General features: G+C 73.0%; 14 protein-coding genes. 4 read left to right on the top strand and 10 right to left on the bottom strand.

Going from position 1 to position 14,614, the window contains the following annotated elements; genetic code table 11:
• Nucleotides 1-33: 33 nt before the first annotated feature.
• On the bottom strand, nucleotides 34-1,377 hold the full coding sequence (locus tag ACQEUX_RS32675; protein WP_433056637.1) for a class I SAM-dependent methyltransferase: 1,344 nt from the start codon (nucleotides 1,375-1,377) through the stop codon (nucleotides 34-36).
• On the bottom strand, nucleotides 1,374-2,771 hold the full coding sequence (locus tag ACQEUX_RS32670) for an FAD-binding oxidoreductase (RefSeq protein ID WP_433056635.1): 1,398 nt from the start codon (nucleotides 2,769-2,771) through the stop codon (nucleotides 1,374-1,376). Before ACQEUX_RS32670 ends, ACQEUX_RS32675 begins: the two co-directional genes overlap by 4 nt.
• Nucleotides 2,772-2,864: 93 nt before the next feature.
• On the opposite strand from ACQEUX_RS32670, the gene ACQEUX_RS32665 reads away from it, so the two are divergent.
• The 3 genes from ACQEUX_RS32665 to ACQEUX_RS32655 are packed head-to-tail and all read left to right on the top strand — an operon-like array spanning nucleotide 2,865 to nucleotide 4,422.
• Nucleotides 2,865-3,335 (top strand): aminoacyl-tRNA deacylase, encoded by a 471-nt coding sequence (locus tag ACQEUX_RS32665; protein ID WP_433056634.1) that lies wholly within the window; start codon nucleotides 2,865-2,867, stop codon nucleotides 3,333-3,335.
• A gap of 39 nt (nucleotides 3,336-3,374) precedes the next feature.
• The gene (locus ACQEUX_RS32660; protein WP_151487605.1) at nucleotides 3,375-3,659 is read left to right on the top strand and encodes a DUF427 domain-containing protein; all 285 of its coding nucleotides are present in this window, start codon (nucleotides 3,375-3,377) and stop codon (nucleotides 3,657-3,659) included.
• Between the two features lie 46 nt (nucleotides 3,660-3,705).
• Nucleotides 3,706-4,422, top strand: a complete 717-nt coding sequence (locus ACQEUX_RS32655; protein ID WP_433056632.1) for an RICIN domain-containing protein — start codon at nucleotides 3,706-3,708, stop codon at nucleotides 4,420-4,422.
• A 28-nt stretch (nucleotides 4,423-4,450) separates the two neighbouring features.
• Here ACQEUX_RS32655 and ACQEUX_RS32650 read toward each other — a convergent pair whose 3' ends face one another.
• Nucleotides 4,451-5,755, bottom strand: a complete 1,305-nt coding sequence (locus ACQEUX_RS32650; RefSeq protein WP_433056630.1) for an MFS transporter — start codon at nucleotides 5,753-5,755, stop codon at nucleotides 4,451-4,453.
• A 53-nt stretch (nucleotides 5,756-5,808) separates the two neighbouring features.
• On the opposite strand from ACQEUX_RS32650, the gene ACQEUX_RS32645 reads away from it, so the two are divergent.
• Nucleotides 5,809-6,816, top strand: a complete 1,008-nt coding sequence (locus ACQEUX_RS32645) for a GlxA family transcriptional regulator (protein WP_433056628.1) — start codon at nucleotides 5,809-5,811, stop codon at nucleotides 6,814-6,816.
• A 121-nt stretch (nucleotides 6,817-6,937) separates the two neighbouring features.
• On the opposite strand, the gene ACQEUX_RS32640 is transcribed toward ACQEUX_RS32645, so the two are convergent.
• The 7 genes from ACQEUX_RS32640 to ACQEUX_RS32610 form a co-directional block, all read right to left on the bottom strand.
• Entirely contained in the window at nucleotides 6,938-7,402 is a 465-nt protein-coding gene (locus ACQEUX_RS32640; RefSeq protein ID WP_433056626.1) for a hypothetical protein, read from the bottom strand.
• Between the two features lie 141 nt (nucleotides 7,403-7,543).
• Nucleotides 7,544-9,499: a VWA domain-containing protein gene (locus tag ACQEUX_RS32635; RefSeq protein WP_433057307.1), complete on the bottom strand. Its 1,956-nt coding sequence runs from the start codon at nucleotides 9,497-9,499 to the stop codon at nucleotides 7,544-7,546.
• Nucleotides 9,499-10,959, bottom strand: a complete 1,461-nt coding sequence (locus ACQEUX_RS32630) for a magnesium chelatase (protein WP_433056624.1) — start codon at nucleotides 10,957-10,959, stop codon at nucleotides 9,499-9,501. The genes ACQEUX_RS32635 and ACQEUX_RS32630 overlap by 1 nt, the downstream gene beginning before the upstream one ends.
• A gap of 56 nt (nucleotides 10,960-11,015) precedes the next feature.
• Nucleotides 11,016-12,092, bottom strand: a complete 1,077-nt coding sequence (locus ACQEUX_RS32625) for a hypothetical protein (RefSeq protein WP_433056622.1) — start codon at nucleotides 12,090-12,092, stop codon at nucleotides 11,016-11,018.
• Nucleotides 12,093-12,168: 76 nt separating this feature from the next.
• The gene (locus ACQEUX_RS32620) at nucleotides 12,169-12,819 is read right to left on the bottom strand and encodes a response regulator transcription factor (RefSeq protein WP_433056620.1); all 651 of its coding nucleotides are present in this window, start codon (nucleotides 12,817-12,819) and stop codon (nucleotides 12,169-12,171) included.
• Nucleotides 12,816-14,060: a histidine kinase gene (locus ACQEUX_RS32615; RefSeq protein ID WP_433056618.1), complete on the bottom strand. Its 1,245-nt coding sequence runs from the start codon at nucleotides 14,058-14,060 to the stop codon at nucleotides 12,816-12,818. The genes ACQEUX_RS32620 and ACQEUX_RS32615 overlap by 4 nt, the downstream gene beginning before the upstream one ends.
• A 55-nt stretch (nucleotides 14,061-14,115) precedes the next feature.
• Entirely contained in the window at nucleotides 14,116-14,613 is a 498-nt protein-coding gene (locus ACQEUX_RS32610; protein ID WP_433056616.1) for a hemerythrin domain-containing protein, read from the bottom strand.
• Nucleotide 14,614: the final 1 nt, after the last annotated feature.

Below are 14,614 nucleotides of genomic sequence, written 5' to 3'. Positions count from 1 at the left end.
TCGGCGCGGCTTCAGGCAGCGGTCAGCAGATGGTCAGGGCAACCAGTCCGGCCGCAACGGATACCCGTTCACGCCGTCCGGGCCGTTGTGGGTGGCCAGCACCTGATGCAACTGGATGCCGTTGCGCTCGAACGCCATCCGCGACCCGGCCATGTACAGCCCCCACACCCGGGCGGTGCCCGCGCCCACCTCCGAGACGCAGAAGTCCCAGTGCTCGACCAGGTTGCGGCACCAGGCGGCGAGCGTCAGCGCGTAGTGCTGGCGCAGGTTCTCCTCGTGGTGCACCTCCAGACCGGCGTCGTGGACCTCGCTGATCAGCCGGCCCGGACCGGCCAGCTCCCCGTCCGGGAAGACGTACCGGTCGATGAACGCGCCGGAGCGGTGCGGCGCCCGATTGTCCGCCCGGGTGATGCAGTGGTTGAGCAGCCGCGCGCCCGGTCGCAGCCGGTCGCGCAACGCCCCGAAGTAGGCCGGGTAGTTGCGCACCCCGATGTGCTCGGTCAACCCGATCGAGGAGATGGCGTCGAACCGCTCCGCAGGCGCGTCCCGGTAGTCCAGGTGTCGCACCTCGGCCAGCTCGGTCAGGCCCTCCCGCTCGATAGCGGCCTGCGCCCACTGGGCCTGCGCCTTCGACAGGGTCACCCCGAGCGCCTTCACGCCGTACTCGCGCGCGGCGTGCCGCACCATGCCACCCCAGCCGCAGCCCACATCCAGCAGCCGCATCCCCTTCTTGAGCGCCAGCTTGCTGGCGACCAGGTCGTACTTCGCCGCCTGGGCCTGCTCCAGCGTGTCGTCCGGAGACCGGAAAACCGCGCAGGTGTACGTCATCGACGGGCCGAGCACCTTCTCGTAGAAGGCGTTGGAGACGTCGTAGTGGTGCGAGATCGCCGTGCTGTCGCGGACCCGCGAGTGTCGCAGCCCGTTCATCACCCGCTTCCACCGCGGCTGCGCCTCCTGCGGAGGAGCCGGTGGCGGCATCAGCCGCTCCCAGCCCAAGCCCCGGACCAGCGCCAGCCCCTCGGCCAGCGACGGTGGGCGTAACCGCAGCTCGTCCTTGAGCACTCGCAGCGCCTCGTACGGGTCACCCGGATGGACCCCCTGCAACGCCAGGTCGCCACTGACGTAGGCCCGGGCCATGCCCAGGTCACCGGGGGCCGTGAGCAGGTACGACAGCCCGCGCTCGGAACGGATCGCCAGGGTGATGCCGGCATCGGACGGGCCGACGGCGCTGCCGTCGTACCCGGTGATCCGTACCGGCAACGGCCCCGTGGTGACCGCGCGGACGACGTCCGCCACGGTCGGACCCGTGCGCGGGCCCCCCGCCGGCGGGGTGGCGGGGACGCTCGCCGCCCCCTGATCTCGGTCGGTCAGGCTCATGCTCGTGCTACCGCCTTTTCGTACAGTCCCGTCAGCCGGTGGTCCGGGTCGTAGCGGTCCTTCACCGCGCGCCACGTGTCGCCGCCGTACAGGCGATCGAAGGCGTCCCGGTCGTAGTACGCGTCGGAGTAGAGCGACTTGTGCCCGCCCGACTCCGACACCCTGCGTTCGATCATGCGGTTGACGTCGCCGTCGGCGGCGCCGGGCACGATCGGCACGCTCCCCCAGAACCCAATGTTGACGTAGTCCTGCCCCGGCCGGAGTGGATATAGGGGCCAGGACCTCGCGGAACCGGGACCCGCCGGCTCGCGCAGTCGCAACGGACACAGCCACACCGGGTTCATCCCCACGCTGCCCGCGAACCAGCGCAGGAAGTCGGCCGTACGGTCCAGCGGGATCTCCACGTCCTGCACGACCCGTTCCCGGGCCGGCTGGCCGCGCAACCGATCGATCCGTGCCGCCACCTGGTGCCGGTGCTCCAGCCGGACCAGGCGGTGGTAGAAGTCGCTGCGCCGGTAACGCGCCGGCCAGAGCCTGCGCACGACCGGATGCTGCGCACCGAACGCCGCCGAACACCAGAACCAGTCGGTGTCCCACCGCCAGAGGTAGTCGTACGCGGTGAGCACGTCGCGGGTGCGTTGGCGCAGCGACCGGTAGTAGATCGCCTGACCGGTGTAGTCGCTGGGTGGATCGGCCGCGTCGGTGAACGTGGCGAACACCAGGTACGCCTCGCCGGGGCTGAACATCACCCCGTCCATCGCGTCGACCGGCTCACCGGCCCAGGACCGGGTCGCGGTCACCTCGGCGATCGCGTCGGTCAGCGCCTCCAGTCGGGTGAACCGGATGTTGCGCAACGCCACGTACCGGCCGACCGGCTGCAGCTCGATGCGGAGCCGGGTGGCGTAGCCGAGGCTGCCCAGCGAGTTGGGGAACGCGGTGAACAGGTCGGCGTGCTCACCGTCGGGTCGGGCGGTGATGATCTCGCCGGAGCCGGTGAGCACGTCCAGCTCCCGCACCGACTCGTGCGGGAGGCCGTTGCGGAACGAGGTCGACTCGATCCCGAGGCCGGTCACCGCACCACCCAGCGTGATGGTGCGCAGCTGCGGCACCACCAGCGGCATCAGCCCGTGCGGCAGCGTCGCGTCGACCAGGTCCTCGTAGGTGCACATGCCCTGCACGTCGGCCGTGCGGCCGGTCGGGTCGACCGACAGAACGCCGTTCAGGCCACTCACGTCGAGGCCCGGGGCCCGGGGAGCGGACCGGGGGCGGAACAGGTTGGAGGTGCGTTTGGCGAGCCGGACAGGCTCGCCCGTGGGCACCGCGGCGTACGACCGCCGCAGCGTGTCCACCGCTTGATCATGGTCAATCGGGTGATCCACACGCTCAGCGCGCATGTGATCACCTTACGCCTGCACCCAGGAAACCGTGGGATGTCGACGGTGGCCGTTTCCCGTCCGGTGACAGACCCGGCGGTTACCGTGGCGGGCATGCCATCGCCAGCGATCGCCGCCCTGGACGCCGCCCAACTGCCGTATCGGCTGGTCAGCCATGGTGCGGTCGGCAGTCTCGCGGAAGCCGCCGCGGCCCGGGGCGTGGCCGTCCCCGACGTGGTCAAGACGATCGTGGTCCGCCGGGGTGCGGACGATCACCTGTTCGTGCTCACCCCCGGCGACCGGGTCGTCTCCTGGCCCAAGCTGCGCACCCTGCTCGGCGTGCACCGTCTCTCCATGCCGGACGCGGCGGGTGCCCTGGCCGCCACCGGCTACGAACGCGGCACCATCACCCCGTTCGGCGCGAGCACGGCCTGGCCGGTGATCGCCGACGAGCGGCTGCGCGGCCGGGAGATCACCCTGGGCGCCGGCGAACGCGGCCTCGCCATCGCGGTCGACGCCGACGCCGCGATCGCCGCCCTCGACGCCACCGTGGCCGACGTCACCGACCCGCAGCCCACCCGCTGAGCACTGTCGTCGTCGGTGGCGCGGCATAGTGTTGGAGACATGCCGAAAGCCGTGTGGAACGACCTGGTCATCGCCGAGAGCGACGACACCGTGCTGGTGGAGGGCAACCACTACTTCCCCCGCTCCGCCCTGCGCGACGATCTGATCCGCGAGTCCGCGACGCACACCGTCTGCCCGTGGAAGGGCACCGCCTCCTACTACACCCTTGCGCACGAGGGCAGCACCAGCGAGGACGCGGTCTGGTATTACCCGGAGCCCAAGCCGGACGCCGAGATGGTGCGTGACCGGGTGGCGTTCTGGAAGGACGTCCGGGTCGTCGACTGACCCACCGACTGGCCGTGGCCGACGGCGGTGGGTGAGGATGGCTCGTATGCCCGCGCCCGAGGAACGCCCCGACCCCGCCGGCACCGTCTACGGCGGCAGCCGACGGGCGCCCCGCTCCGGCCCGCTGGCCGATCCGCTGCTGCGGGTGGCGCTGGGGGTCGGGCTGGTGGGCGTACTCCTGGGGGTGGCCTTCGCCAGCGGGCTGTTCGACGGTGACGACGCGACGGCCGTGCCGGCGCCGGTCGGCGCGCCGTCCAGCGTCGCAAAGCCCAGCGACCCGGCGGCCGAGCCGAGCCCGACCCCGTCGGCCGAGCCGTCGCCGACCCCGTCGGCCACCACCCCGGCCGCGCCACCCACCGGGCCCCGGGTGTTCCGGGCCGCCTCGGGGCTCTGTCTCGGCCTCGACGGCGACGGTGAGAAGGCCGAGGCCACGTTGGCCGCGTGCAGCGGCGGCCCGGAGCAGCAGTGGGTGATCAACCCGGCCGGCCCGGACGTGGTGACGTTGACCAACGCCGCCCACGGGCAGTGCCTCGACGTCGAGGGCGGCAGCCGGGACGACGGAGCACGGTTGCAGCAGTTCCCCTGCCACGGCGAGGTCAATCAGCAGTGGCGGCTCGGCGCGACCGGCACCGGTTCGGTGCTGCTGATCGCGGCGCACAGCGACCGGTGCGCCCAGGCCGACGACGACGGTGCCGAGGCCGGCGACGAGATCCGACAGCGGCCCTGCGACGGCCGGCCAGCCCAGCAGTGGAGCCTGGGCTGACCGTCCACACGACATCCGACGCCCGGTATCAGCCCTGGTAGCTCCAGGCCTTGGGCGCGGTGGCGGCGGCCAGCACGGCCTCCGGCACCGCCTGGCCCGGTCGCTTGCGCAGCAGCAACGACAGCCCGGCGGCACCGATCGACAGGGCTCCCGCCACGTACCAGGCCATCGCGTAGTCACCGAGCCGATCCCGGACCAGCCCCGCGCCGGTCGCGGCGACCGCAGCGCCGAGCTGGTGGGCGGCGAACACCCAGCCGAACACCACCGCCCCGGCGGCACCGAAGTACTCCCGGCACAGCGCCACCGTCGGGGGCACCGTGGCCACCCAGTCCAGGCCGTAGAAGACGATGAACACCAGCATGCTCGGCTCGGTGGTGCCGGAGAACAGGCTCGGCAGCACCAGCAGGGACGCCCCGCGCAGCGCGTAGTAGATGCCGAGCAGCAGGCGACTGTCCACCCGGTCGGTCAGCCAACCGGAGGCGATCGTGCCGACGATGTCGAAGAGCCCGACCAGGGCGAGCAGCCCGGCGGCGGTGGTCTCGGTCATGCCGTGGTCGTGCGCGGCCGGCACGAAGTGCGTACCGACGAGGCCGTTGGTGGTCGCGCCGCAGATCGCGAACCCGCCGGCCAGCAGCCAGAACGGCCTGGTCCGGGCCGCGGCGGCCAGCGCACCCAGCGCCCGTGTCGCCGCGCCGCCGGTCGCCGGTGGCGCCGCGACGACCTCGGTCGCGCCGTAGGCGGGCAGGTCGAGATCCGCCGGGTGCTCGCGCAGCAACCACACCACCAGGGGTACGACCGCCAGCGCGGCTCCGGCCACGACGAGTGCCGCCGTACGCCAGCCGTGGTCGCGTACCAGGACGGCGACCAGCGGCAGGAACACCAGCTGTCCGGCTGCCCCACCGGCGGTCAGCACCCCGGTGACCAGGCCCCGTCGGCGCACGAACCAGCGACCGGTGATGGTGGCCACGAAGGCCAACGCCATCGAGCCGGTGCCCAGCCCGACCAGCACGCCCCAGCAGAGCAGCAACTGCCAGCTGGCGTTCATGAAGACCGTCAGCCCACTGCCTGCGGCGACCAGCAGCAGCGCCACCGAGACCACCCGGCGGATGCCGAACCGGTCCATCAGGGCGGCCGCGAACGGCGCGGTGAGCCCGTAGAGCAACAGGTTGACCGAGACAGCCGCGGAGATCGTGGCCAGTGGCCAGCCGAACTCCTCGTGCAGCGGGTGCAGCAGCACCGACGGGGTGGCGCGGAAGCCGGCCGCGCCGACCAGCGCCACGAAGGCGACGGCGGCGACCAGCCAGGCGGGATGCAGACGGCGGTTCTTTGTCACGTCGACCAGTCTGGGCGGCGCCGTCGGCAGCGACGAGTGGCCGGAAAGCCATCATGCGCAATAATCGGGCCATGACCGTACGCCCGCACCGCATCGCCGTCCTCGCCCTGGACCAGGTGGTCGGCCTGGACCTCGGCACGCCGTCCCAGGTCTTCAGCACCGCCCGGGGTGCCGACGGTGTGCCCCACTACGACGTGCGGGTCTGCACCCCCGGCGGCCAGCCGGTTCGCAGCACCGCCGGCTTCCAGGTGGTCCCGGACCATGGTCTGGAACTGCTCGACACGGCCGACACGGTGATCGTCCCGGGCGTCCACGCCGGCAGCGCGCTGACCTCCGGCACCGTCGAGCCGGAGGTGGCCGAGGCGCTGCGGGCGGCGTACCAGCGGGGCGCTCGGATCATGTCGATCTGCACCGGGGCGTTCGTGCTGGCCGCCACCGGGCTGCTCGACGGGCGTCGGGCGACCACCCACTGGGCGTACGCGGAGCAGTTCCGCCGCCTGCACGGCCAGGTGGACCTCGACCCGGGCGTGCTCTTCATCTCCGACGACCGGGTGCTCACCTCGGCCGGAGTCGCCGCCGGCATCGACCTCTGCCTGCACGTCATCCGCCTCGACCACGGCAGCGAGGTGGCCAACCGGGCGGCCCGCCGCTGCGTGATGCCACCGTGGCGGGACGGCGGCCAGGCACAGTACATCGAGCGTCCGGTGCCCAAGGCCACCGACACCAGCACCGCGGCTGCCCGGGAGTGGGCGCGGCAGCGGTTGCACGAGCCGATCGCCCTGCGCGACCTGGCCGAGCAGGCGCGGATGAGCGTGCGTACCTTCACCCGGCGGTTCCGTTCGGAGACCGGTCTGAGCCCGGCCCAGTGGCTGCTGCAACAGCGCACCGACCACGCGCGGCTGCTGCTGGAGACGAGCGACCTCACCGTCGACCAGATCGCCCACCGCTGCGGCTTTGGCACCGCTGCCGCCCTGCGCCAACAACTCCACCAGCGCATCGGCGTGGCGCCCTCCACCTACCGCCGCACCTTCCACCCTCGCCCGGAGCTGATCGAAAGCTGACCCCCCACCCCCGCGATCTTGCACTTTCGGTCGCCAGTTAGTCCACTTACGCCCGCTTTGTCGGTGCAGGAAGTGCAAGATCGCGGGAGTTGAGGGGGCAGGGGGTCAGGGGGTTAGGGGGTTAGGGGGTGCGGAGGAGGCTCAGTTGGGCCTGGTGCTTGGGTAGGTGGACCCGAGCGTGCAGGTCGAGGGTGCGGGACCAGGGCAGCGGCTCGTCGACGATGAGGTCGAAGCCCTCGCGCAGATGGGTCTCGACCGGGGTCTCCGCTGCGAGGCCGAGCCGGTCGACCAGCCCGCACAGACGGTCGCTGGTTCCGTGCAGCAGAGCGGTCAGCCCACGCAGACCGCCCTGCTCGGCGACCAGTGCGTCGAGCTGTGGACGGTGGATGTCATCCAGGTCGTAGTAGGCGAACGTGGACCCGGCCAGCAACGCCTCGGTGGCCTGGATCATCAGCTCGTCGTTGGCGACCAGATGCGCGACGATCTGCTCGGCGCTGAGCTGCCCCTCCGGAGCCGGCCCGAACCCCCCGGCGTCAACCTCCGCCAACACCGCGCCGTAAGCCCGCCGCAATCCTCCGCTCTCCATCCCCCCAGTCAACCCGCCCCACCCCGCCCCACCCCGTCGATCATGGAGTTGTGGTGCCCGGTTCACCCGGACGGGAGGCATTTGTCACCCACCACAACGCCATGATCGACGGGACAGAGGTGGGGGTGGGGGCGGGGCGGGTTAGCGGCCGGGTTGGCGGGAGCGGAGGTAGTCGGAGACGACGTACTCGCCCAGGTCGTCGGTGTCTGGTGTGAACATGCGGCCTCGGCTGCGGCGGGCCACCGCGTCGACGAAGCGGCGCAGACCCGGGTCGTCGCCGAGCATGAACAGGTTGAGCGTGGCGCCGTAGCGGCTGAGCCGGTCCACCTCACGGACCGTCGCCTCGATCGTCTCCGGCAGCGGCGGCCAGTGGAACAGTGCCTCCCCGTCGTCCGGGTCCAGGTGGGCGGTCGGCTCCCCGTCGGTGACCACCAGCACCACCGGCTCGGCGTCCGGGTGTCGACGCAGGTGCCGACCCGCCAACCGCAGCGCGTGCTGGAGGTTGGTGCCCTGTTCCATGTCCGGCTCCACGGCCGCCAGCTCCTGCTGGGTAAGTGTCATCGCCTCCCGACCGAAGCCCACGATCTGCAGGGCGTCCTGCGGGAAGCGCGTCTCCATCAGGTGCGCCAGCGCCAGGGCGGTCTGCTTCATCGGCCCCCAACGCCCCTGGGAGATCATCGAGTACGACAGGTCGACGCAGAGCACCACCGCGGCCGAGGCGCGCCTCTCGGTCTCCACCACCTCGAAGTCGTCCACCGAGAGCTGCACGGGCACGCTCGGCCCGGCCCGACTGACCGCCCGGGTCAGCGTCCGGACCACGTCCAACGGCTGCTCATCGCCGTACTCCCAGGGTCGGGACGCGCCGCTGACCTCGCCGGCGGCCCCCGCCGAGCGCAGGTCGTGCTGGCCACGCGGCCCGGCGGTCAGCTCGGCGAAGACCCGCCGCAACGCGGTCCCGCCGAGCCGGCGCAGCGCCTTCGGGCTCAGCGTGAGCCCCTCCGCGTCCCGGCTCACCCAACCCTGCCGGCGCAGCTCCCGCTCCAGATCGCGCAAACGGCGAACGTCGTCGGCCGCGTCCCGGCCCAGCGTCCGGGCCACGGCGTCGACGTCCACGTCGTCCAGGGTCGCCCCGGGGTGTTCCTGGTCGAGCTGGTCCAGCAGGTCGTCCAGCTCGCCGATCTCACCCAGCGCCCCGGCCGCGTCGGCGTAGCCCAGCGGCTGTTCGCCCCGGACCCGCTCGCCGCGACCCCACCGCAGATCCGGTCGCAGTGCTCGTAGGTTCGCGTCGAGCGCGGACAACTCCCCCGCGAGGCGGTCGCCGAGCGACTGCCGCATCAGACCGGCCAGCTCGGCGCGCTGCCGGTCGGAGAGCGAGTTCATCAGCCGCTCACCGGCCGCGGAACGGCGGGCCAGCACGTCGATCAGCTCATCGACGCTCTCCGGCTTCTCCGGAAAGAAATCGCCGTGTCGGCGCATGAACTCGGCGAACGCGTCAGTGGTGTCCTCCGCGCGGGCGTGCCGGGCCAGCAGGTCGTTCAGGTCGCCCATCATCTCGGCGAGCCGCTGCTGGGCGGCCGGATCGGCGGACGCGCGCACGGCGTCACGCAGCCCGGCGAAGCGCTGACCGAGCACGTCGTCGCGGAGCTGATCCAGAATCTGCTGGTACGACCGGCGGGCGTCCGCGCTGGCCCACTCGTAACCGGCCAACTCCTCCACGGCCCGCGCGGTGGACCGGGGCAGGTTGTCCAGTACCGACTCGGCGAACCGCGCGTCGTCGTCAGCACGGCCGCGCAGCTCGTCCCGCTCGGCGGCGAGGGCCTGGTCGAGCAGGGCCCGGGCCCTGGTCACGGCGCCGTCCAGGTTGCCGCGACGGAGCGCCTCCCGGCGCAGCCGCCGAGCCCGGGCGGCCAGGTCGTCCAGCCCACCCCGCCCCTGCGGGCCCCGGCGCAGCAGGTCGCGTAGTGCCTCGCGCAGGCTGCCGCCGGCCAGCACCTCGGCGCCGACCGCGTCCACCGCCTCGCGCACGTCGTACGGGGGTGCCAGCGGGTCGGGCCCGCCGCGCCACTGCCCGTACCGGAACCGGTTGCCGGCCACGATCAGTCCCGGCCGCCGTAGACGGTGCGCCCCGAGTCGGTGACGTCCTTGCCGAGCCGGCGGGTCAGGTGCAACCCCTCCAGCACGAACTCGACGGCTGCCGCCGCCTCCTCCGAGGTGGGCGCGTCGCCCAGACCGAGCCGATCGAGGACCTTCGCCAGCCCGGGCACGGTGCCCACCTGGCGCAGCAGTTCGGCGGCGCCGACCAGCTCGCCGGTCTCGATCGTCGTGCCCTCGTCGACGAGTGCGGTGAAGCCGGACAGATCCAACCCGGCGAGGTGGGCCCGGAACGTCTCGGCGGTCGCGGTGCGCAGCAGGTGGGCGAGGATCTCGATCTCCCGCCCCTCCTCGCCGCTCTCGAACTCCACCTTGCCGCGCAGGGTGCTGGTCACCGACACCGCGTCACCGACCCGGGCCACCGCCGCCTCGGGGCGTCCCTGCGGGGTGCCGGAAGCGGCGAGCAGGCCGGCGCGGCGCAACGCAGCGCCAGCGACCGTCTCGGCGGCGGCGATGGCGAACCGGGCGGAAACACCGGAGCGGGGGTCCACTGACGGCGACTCCCGCACCGCGCGGGCGAACCGGGCCAGAACCTCCAGCACGTGTTCCGGCACCTCGGCGACCAGGTCGGCCTCCTGCCGGATCAGCGCCAGCTCCAACTCCAGGTCGACCGGGTAGTGGGTACGGATCTCCGCACCGAACCGGTCCTTGAGCGGGGTGATGATCCGGCCCCGGTTCGTGTAGTCCTCCGGGTTGGCGCTGGCCACCAGGAGCAGATCCAGCGGGAGCCGCAGTTGGTAGCCGCGTACCTGGATGTCCCGCTCCTCGAGCACGTTGAGCAGGGCCACCTGGATGCGCTCGGCCAGGTCGGGCAGCTCGTTGACAGCGAAGATGCCCCGGTTGGTGCGGGGCACCAACCCGAAGTGAATGGTCTCCGGGTCGCCGAGGGTGCGACCCTGGGCGATCCGGATCGGGTCGACGTCACCGATCAGGTCGCCGACGCTGGTGTCCGGGGTGGCGAGCTTCTCGCCGTAGCGCATCGAGCGGTGCAGCCAGCCGACCGGCTGGTCGTCGCCGGCCTCGGCCACCTGGCCACGGGACGCCGGGGTGAGTGGGTGCATCGGGTGCTCGTTGAGCACCGAGCCGGGGATGACCGGGGTCCACTCGTCGAGCAACGCGCCCAACGAGCGGATCAGTCGGGTCTTGCCCTGGCCACGCTCGCCGAGCAGCACCATGTCGTGCCCGGCGAGCAGGGCCCGCTCGACCTCGGGCAGCACGCTGTCGTCGTAGCCGACGATGCCGGGAAAACGGGCCTGACCGGCCCGCATCCGGGCCAGGAGATTGTCGCGGAGTTCCTGCTTGACGGTGCGGTACTGGTGACCGGCCGCCCGAAGCGCGCCGAGCGTGCCGGGCAGGTCGGCCGGTGGAACCGGAATTACCGGGGTAGGCGCAGTCACCCGACCCACGCTAGCTCACATTCGCAGGGGCGCCCCGGGATCGGGGGGCACCCCCACTCCCACCCTCAGCCCCGTCCGCAGCGCCGGCAGGCCCCGCGGCGGCGCAGGTGGTACGCGTAGGTCGCCGCGCCGAGCGCCACGCCCCAGATCGGCCAGAGCAGCATCGGCGCCCCGGTCAGGCTGAATCCGCCGGTGAGTTCCCAGAACCTGGCGTTGCTGAGCAGCCCCAGGGTGGCCGCGGTCACCGCGATGGCGACCAGGGTGGCCGGCACCACGGCCAGCTTCACCGGAACCCGGCGACCGGCCAGCCCGAGCATCCAGCGCGGGAACCGCTCGCCCCACCGCTGCACCAGGCCGAGGGTGAGGATCGCGCCGACGGTGGCGAACGCGCCCAGCCCGAACCCGGCCCACACCAGCCCGGTGTCCTGCATCTCGGTGAGGAACTCCCGGGAGATGCCCAGCGGGATGCCGGCCGCCCAGGCGAACCGGGTCGACGCGTACGCCAGCGGGATGGCCGCGGCGATGCCGGCGGCCCAGCGACCCCAGCGCGCGGCGGCGGCCGGGGTGGTCCAACCCCGGTCGGTGTCGCCGCGGCCACAGCCGACGCAGGCCCCGGCGGTACGGCGCTGCCAGGCGAGCACCGCCCCGGCCAGCAGCAGCCCGCCGGCCAGCGCGGCGAACCGGGCGAACAGCGCCCAGTTGAAGAGGTCGGAGTAGTCGACCGGCGGCCAGCCGAACGGTGCCCCGACGATCAGTATCGGCAGGTAGCCGAGCATGACCAACATCCGGGCGTCCGGAACGACCACGGCGAGCACGACCGCGACTGTCCACGCGTAGCCGGCGAGCAGCGCCCGCAGCGGGCCGGGCGGGCGCACGGCCGGACGGCTCATCGCCAGCGCCGCCACCGCGGCGGTCAGCAGCACCCCGGCGAAGAGCGGGGTGGCCACCTCCACCGGTACCAGGCGCAGCAGGTTGACGTCGCCGCCGTGGTGGTCGTTCGCGCCGAACGGGTAGCCGGTGCCGGTGAGCGTGCCGAGCAGGGCGAGCACGCCCCACAGGCCGAGCCAGCCGGCGGCCAACGGGGCCAGCCGGTCGGGCCATCGGGAGTCGGGGCGGGGCCGGGAGACAGTGATCGTCGTCATGCTTCCAGCCTCGGCCGGCGGTCGGCCGAACCCCTCCCGGGCAGCGGTGAACCCGCTCCCCCCACAGCGGGAGGGCTCAGCCGGACGGGGTGACGAAGCCGGACTCGTAGGCGGCGATGACCGCCTGGGTCCGATCGCGTACGCCCAGTTTGGCCAGCACGTTGCCGACGTGCGTCTTGACCGTCTCCACCCCGACCACCAGGTGCGCGGCGATCTCCGGGTTGGACCGGCCGGTGGTCATCAAGCGCAGCACCTCGGCCTCCCGCTCGGTGAGCCGGGCGGCGGCCAGCCGGTCCCCACCCGTCGGCCCGTACGCCCCGGCCAGTCGGCGGATCGCGGCCGGGAAGAGCAGCGACTCCCCGGCGGCGACCACCCGGACGGCCTCGACCACCTCGGCCGGCCGCGCCCGTTTGAGCAGGAACCCGGCAGCGCCGGCGCGCAGCGCCTCGTAGACGTACTCGTCGTTGGCGAAGGTGGTGACCACCAGCACCCGGGGCGGGTCGGCGGAGGTGGCGAGCAGGTGCCGGGTGGCCTGGATGCCGTCGATGCCGGGCATCCGCACGTCCATCAGCACCACGTCGGGCCGGTGCCGGGCGACCAGCGGCGGCACCTCGGCCCCGTCGGCGGCCTCGGCGAGCACGCACAGGTCGGGTTGGGCGTCGATGATGGCCCGCAGCCCGATCCGGATCAGCTCGTCGTCGTCGACGATGAGCACGCCGGTGGTCATGGCGTCCCCTCGTACGGCAGGCGGGCCCGGATCAGCCAGCGGTCGCCGTCCGGGCCCACGGTGAGCCGGCCGCCGAGCAGCAGCACCCGCTCCCGCATCCCGTCCAGGCCACGGCCGGCCCGGCCCGGGTCGGCGCGGCCAGCGCGGCGCACCGCGTTGGCCACCTCCAGCTCCAGCGCGTCCGGGTGCAGGTCCAGCCGCAGCGTCACCGGCCCGTGGCCGTACCGGGCGGCGTTGGTCAGCCCTTCCTGGACGATCCGGTAACCCTCGCGGGAGACCGCCGGCGGCACCCGCGCCGGGTCGCCGACGCGGTGCGCGTGCACCGCCAGCCCGGTCGCGCGAGCGTCGGTGACCAGCCGGTCCAGGTCGGTGAGGGTACGCTGCGGCGCCACCGGAGGACGGCCGCTGCCGGTCTCCCGGAGCAGCCCGAGCACGTGGTCCAGTTCGTCCATCGCGGTCCGCCCGGCCTCCTCGATGGCGGTGAGCGCCCGCCGGACGAACTCCGGGTCGGTGTCGAGCACCTCGCGGGCGGCCCCGGCCTGGAGGGTGGCCACGGTCAGCGCGTGGCCGACCGAGTCGTGTAGTTCCCGGGCCAGCCGGTTGCGTTCGGCGAGTCGGGTGGCACGCGCCTCCAGCGCGGCGATCCGCTCCGCCTGCGCGGGGCCGAGCAGCACCGGCGCCATCGACACGGCGAGCGCGCCGAGCCCGGCGACGGCGTAGCCGAGGCCGACCAGCAGGGCCACCCCGGTCAGGGTCAGCCAGCCGCTGTCCCGCCCGTCCAGCGGCCCGAACCGTTCCCGGCTGGTCAGCTCGGCGCCGATGCCGAACTGCTGGGCGATGAACGTCAGCGCCATCGGCAGGGTGCTGAACAGCGCGAGCATCACCAGCCCGCCCACGATGAGGTGCGTGGCGATCCAGAGCGCGCTACGCAGCCGGGTCTCCCGGTCGCCGTGGTGCCCCGGCGCGGGTTCGGGCAGGTCGACACCGAGCAGAGCCCGTACGGCGGCGATCTCCAGTGCGCGGCTGCCGTCGAGCAGCAGCGGCACCACGGCGATCAGCACCGCGATGACCAGCAGGGCGTACACCAGCGGGCGGGGGATCGCGGAGTCGGCGAGCAGTTGGGCGAAGGTCACCGCGAGGACCCCGTACGGCAGCGCCAGCACGCCGCCGAGCAGCAGGAACACGCCGCGCCGCCAGGTGGTGCCGGCGACCAGCGGGGCCAGGGCCGCTCGGAGGGTCACCTCGTCATTCTGCTGTCGCGACCGGTCTCGGCGACTCCCCCGTGCCGGGGAGATCTCAGCGGTGGTCGGCGACGTACCGCTGCGGGTCCTTGTCGCGGAACGGAAGGTTGCGGCCGTTCTTGTGCTCGCCGTAGAAGGTGAGCCAGCGGTGGCCCAGCTCGGCGCGGAGTTCGGTGCTGGCGTGCCGGCGGAAGTCGGGCAGCGCCTCGTCCTCCTCCTCGGCCAGGTGCTCGCTGTTCTCCCGGCGGGCCGTGCCGACCGCCGCCCACCAGCGTTCCGAGCCGACGGGGTGCAGCTTCGACTCAGCGATGGCGTCCCGGATCTTGTTGTGGTCGCCGATCGCGTCGGCGGTCTCGTCCTCGCCGTCGTCGCCGTGTTTGACCAGGTGCGGGTAGAGGATCGCCTCCTCCGCCTCGGCGTGGATGTCCAGGTGCAGGGCGAGAGCTTCCCAGACGGCGAGCAGTTCCTGCTCGTCGCGGGCGTCGTCGAGGCGGGCGAAGCCGCGCCGGAAGGTGGCGTGGTCGTCCAGGATCAGTGCGGTGATGTCGTCCATT

This window comes from Micromonospora sp. CA-259024 (assembly GCF_050936255.1).
In the GTDB taxonomy this organism is placed as follows: domain Bacteria; phylum Actinomycetota; class Actinomycetes; order Mycobacteriales; family Micromonosporaceae; genus Micromonospora.
The sequence above is the reverse complement of the archived record's forward strand: the minus strand, read 5'-3'. Positions and strand labels throughout refer to the sequence as shown.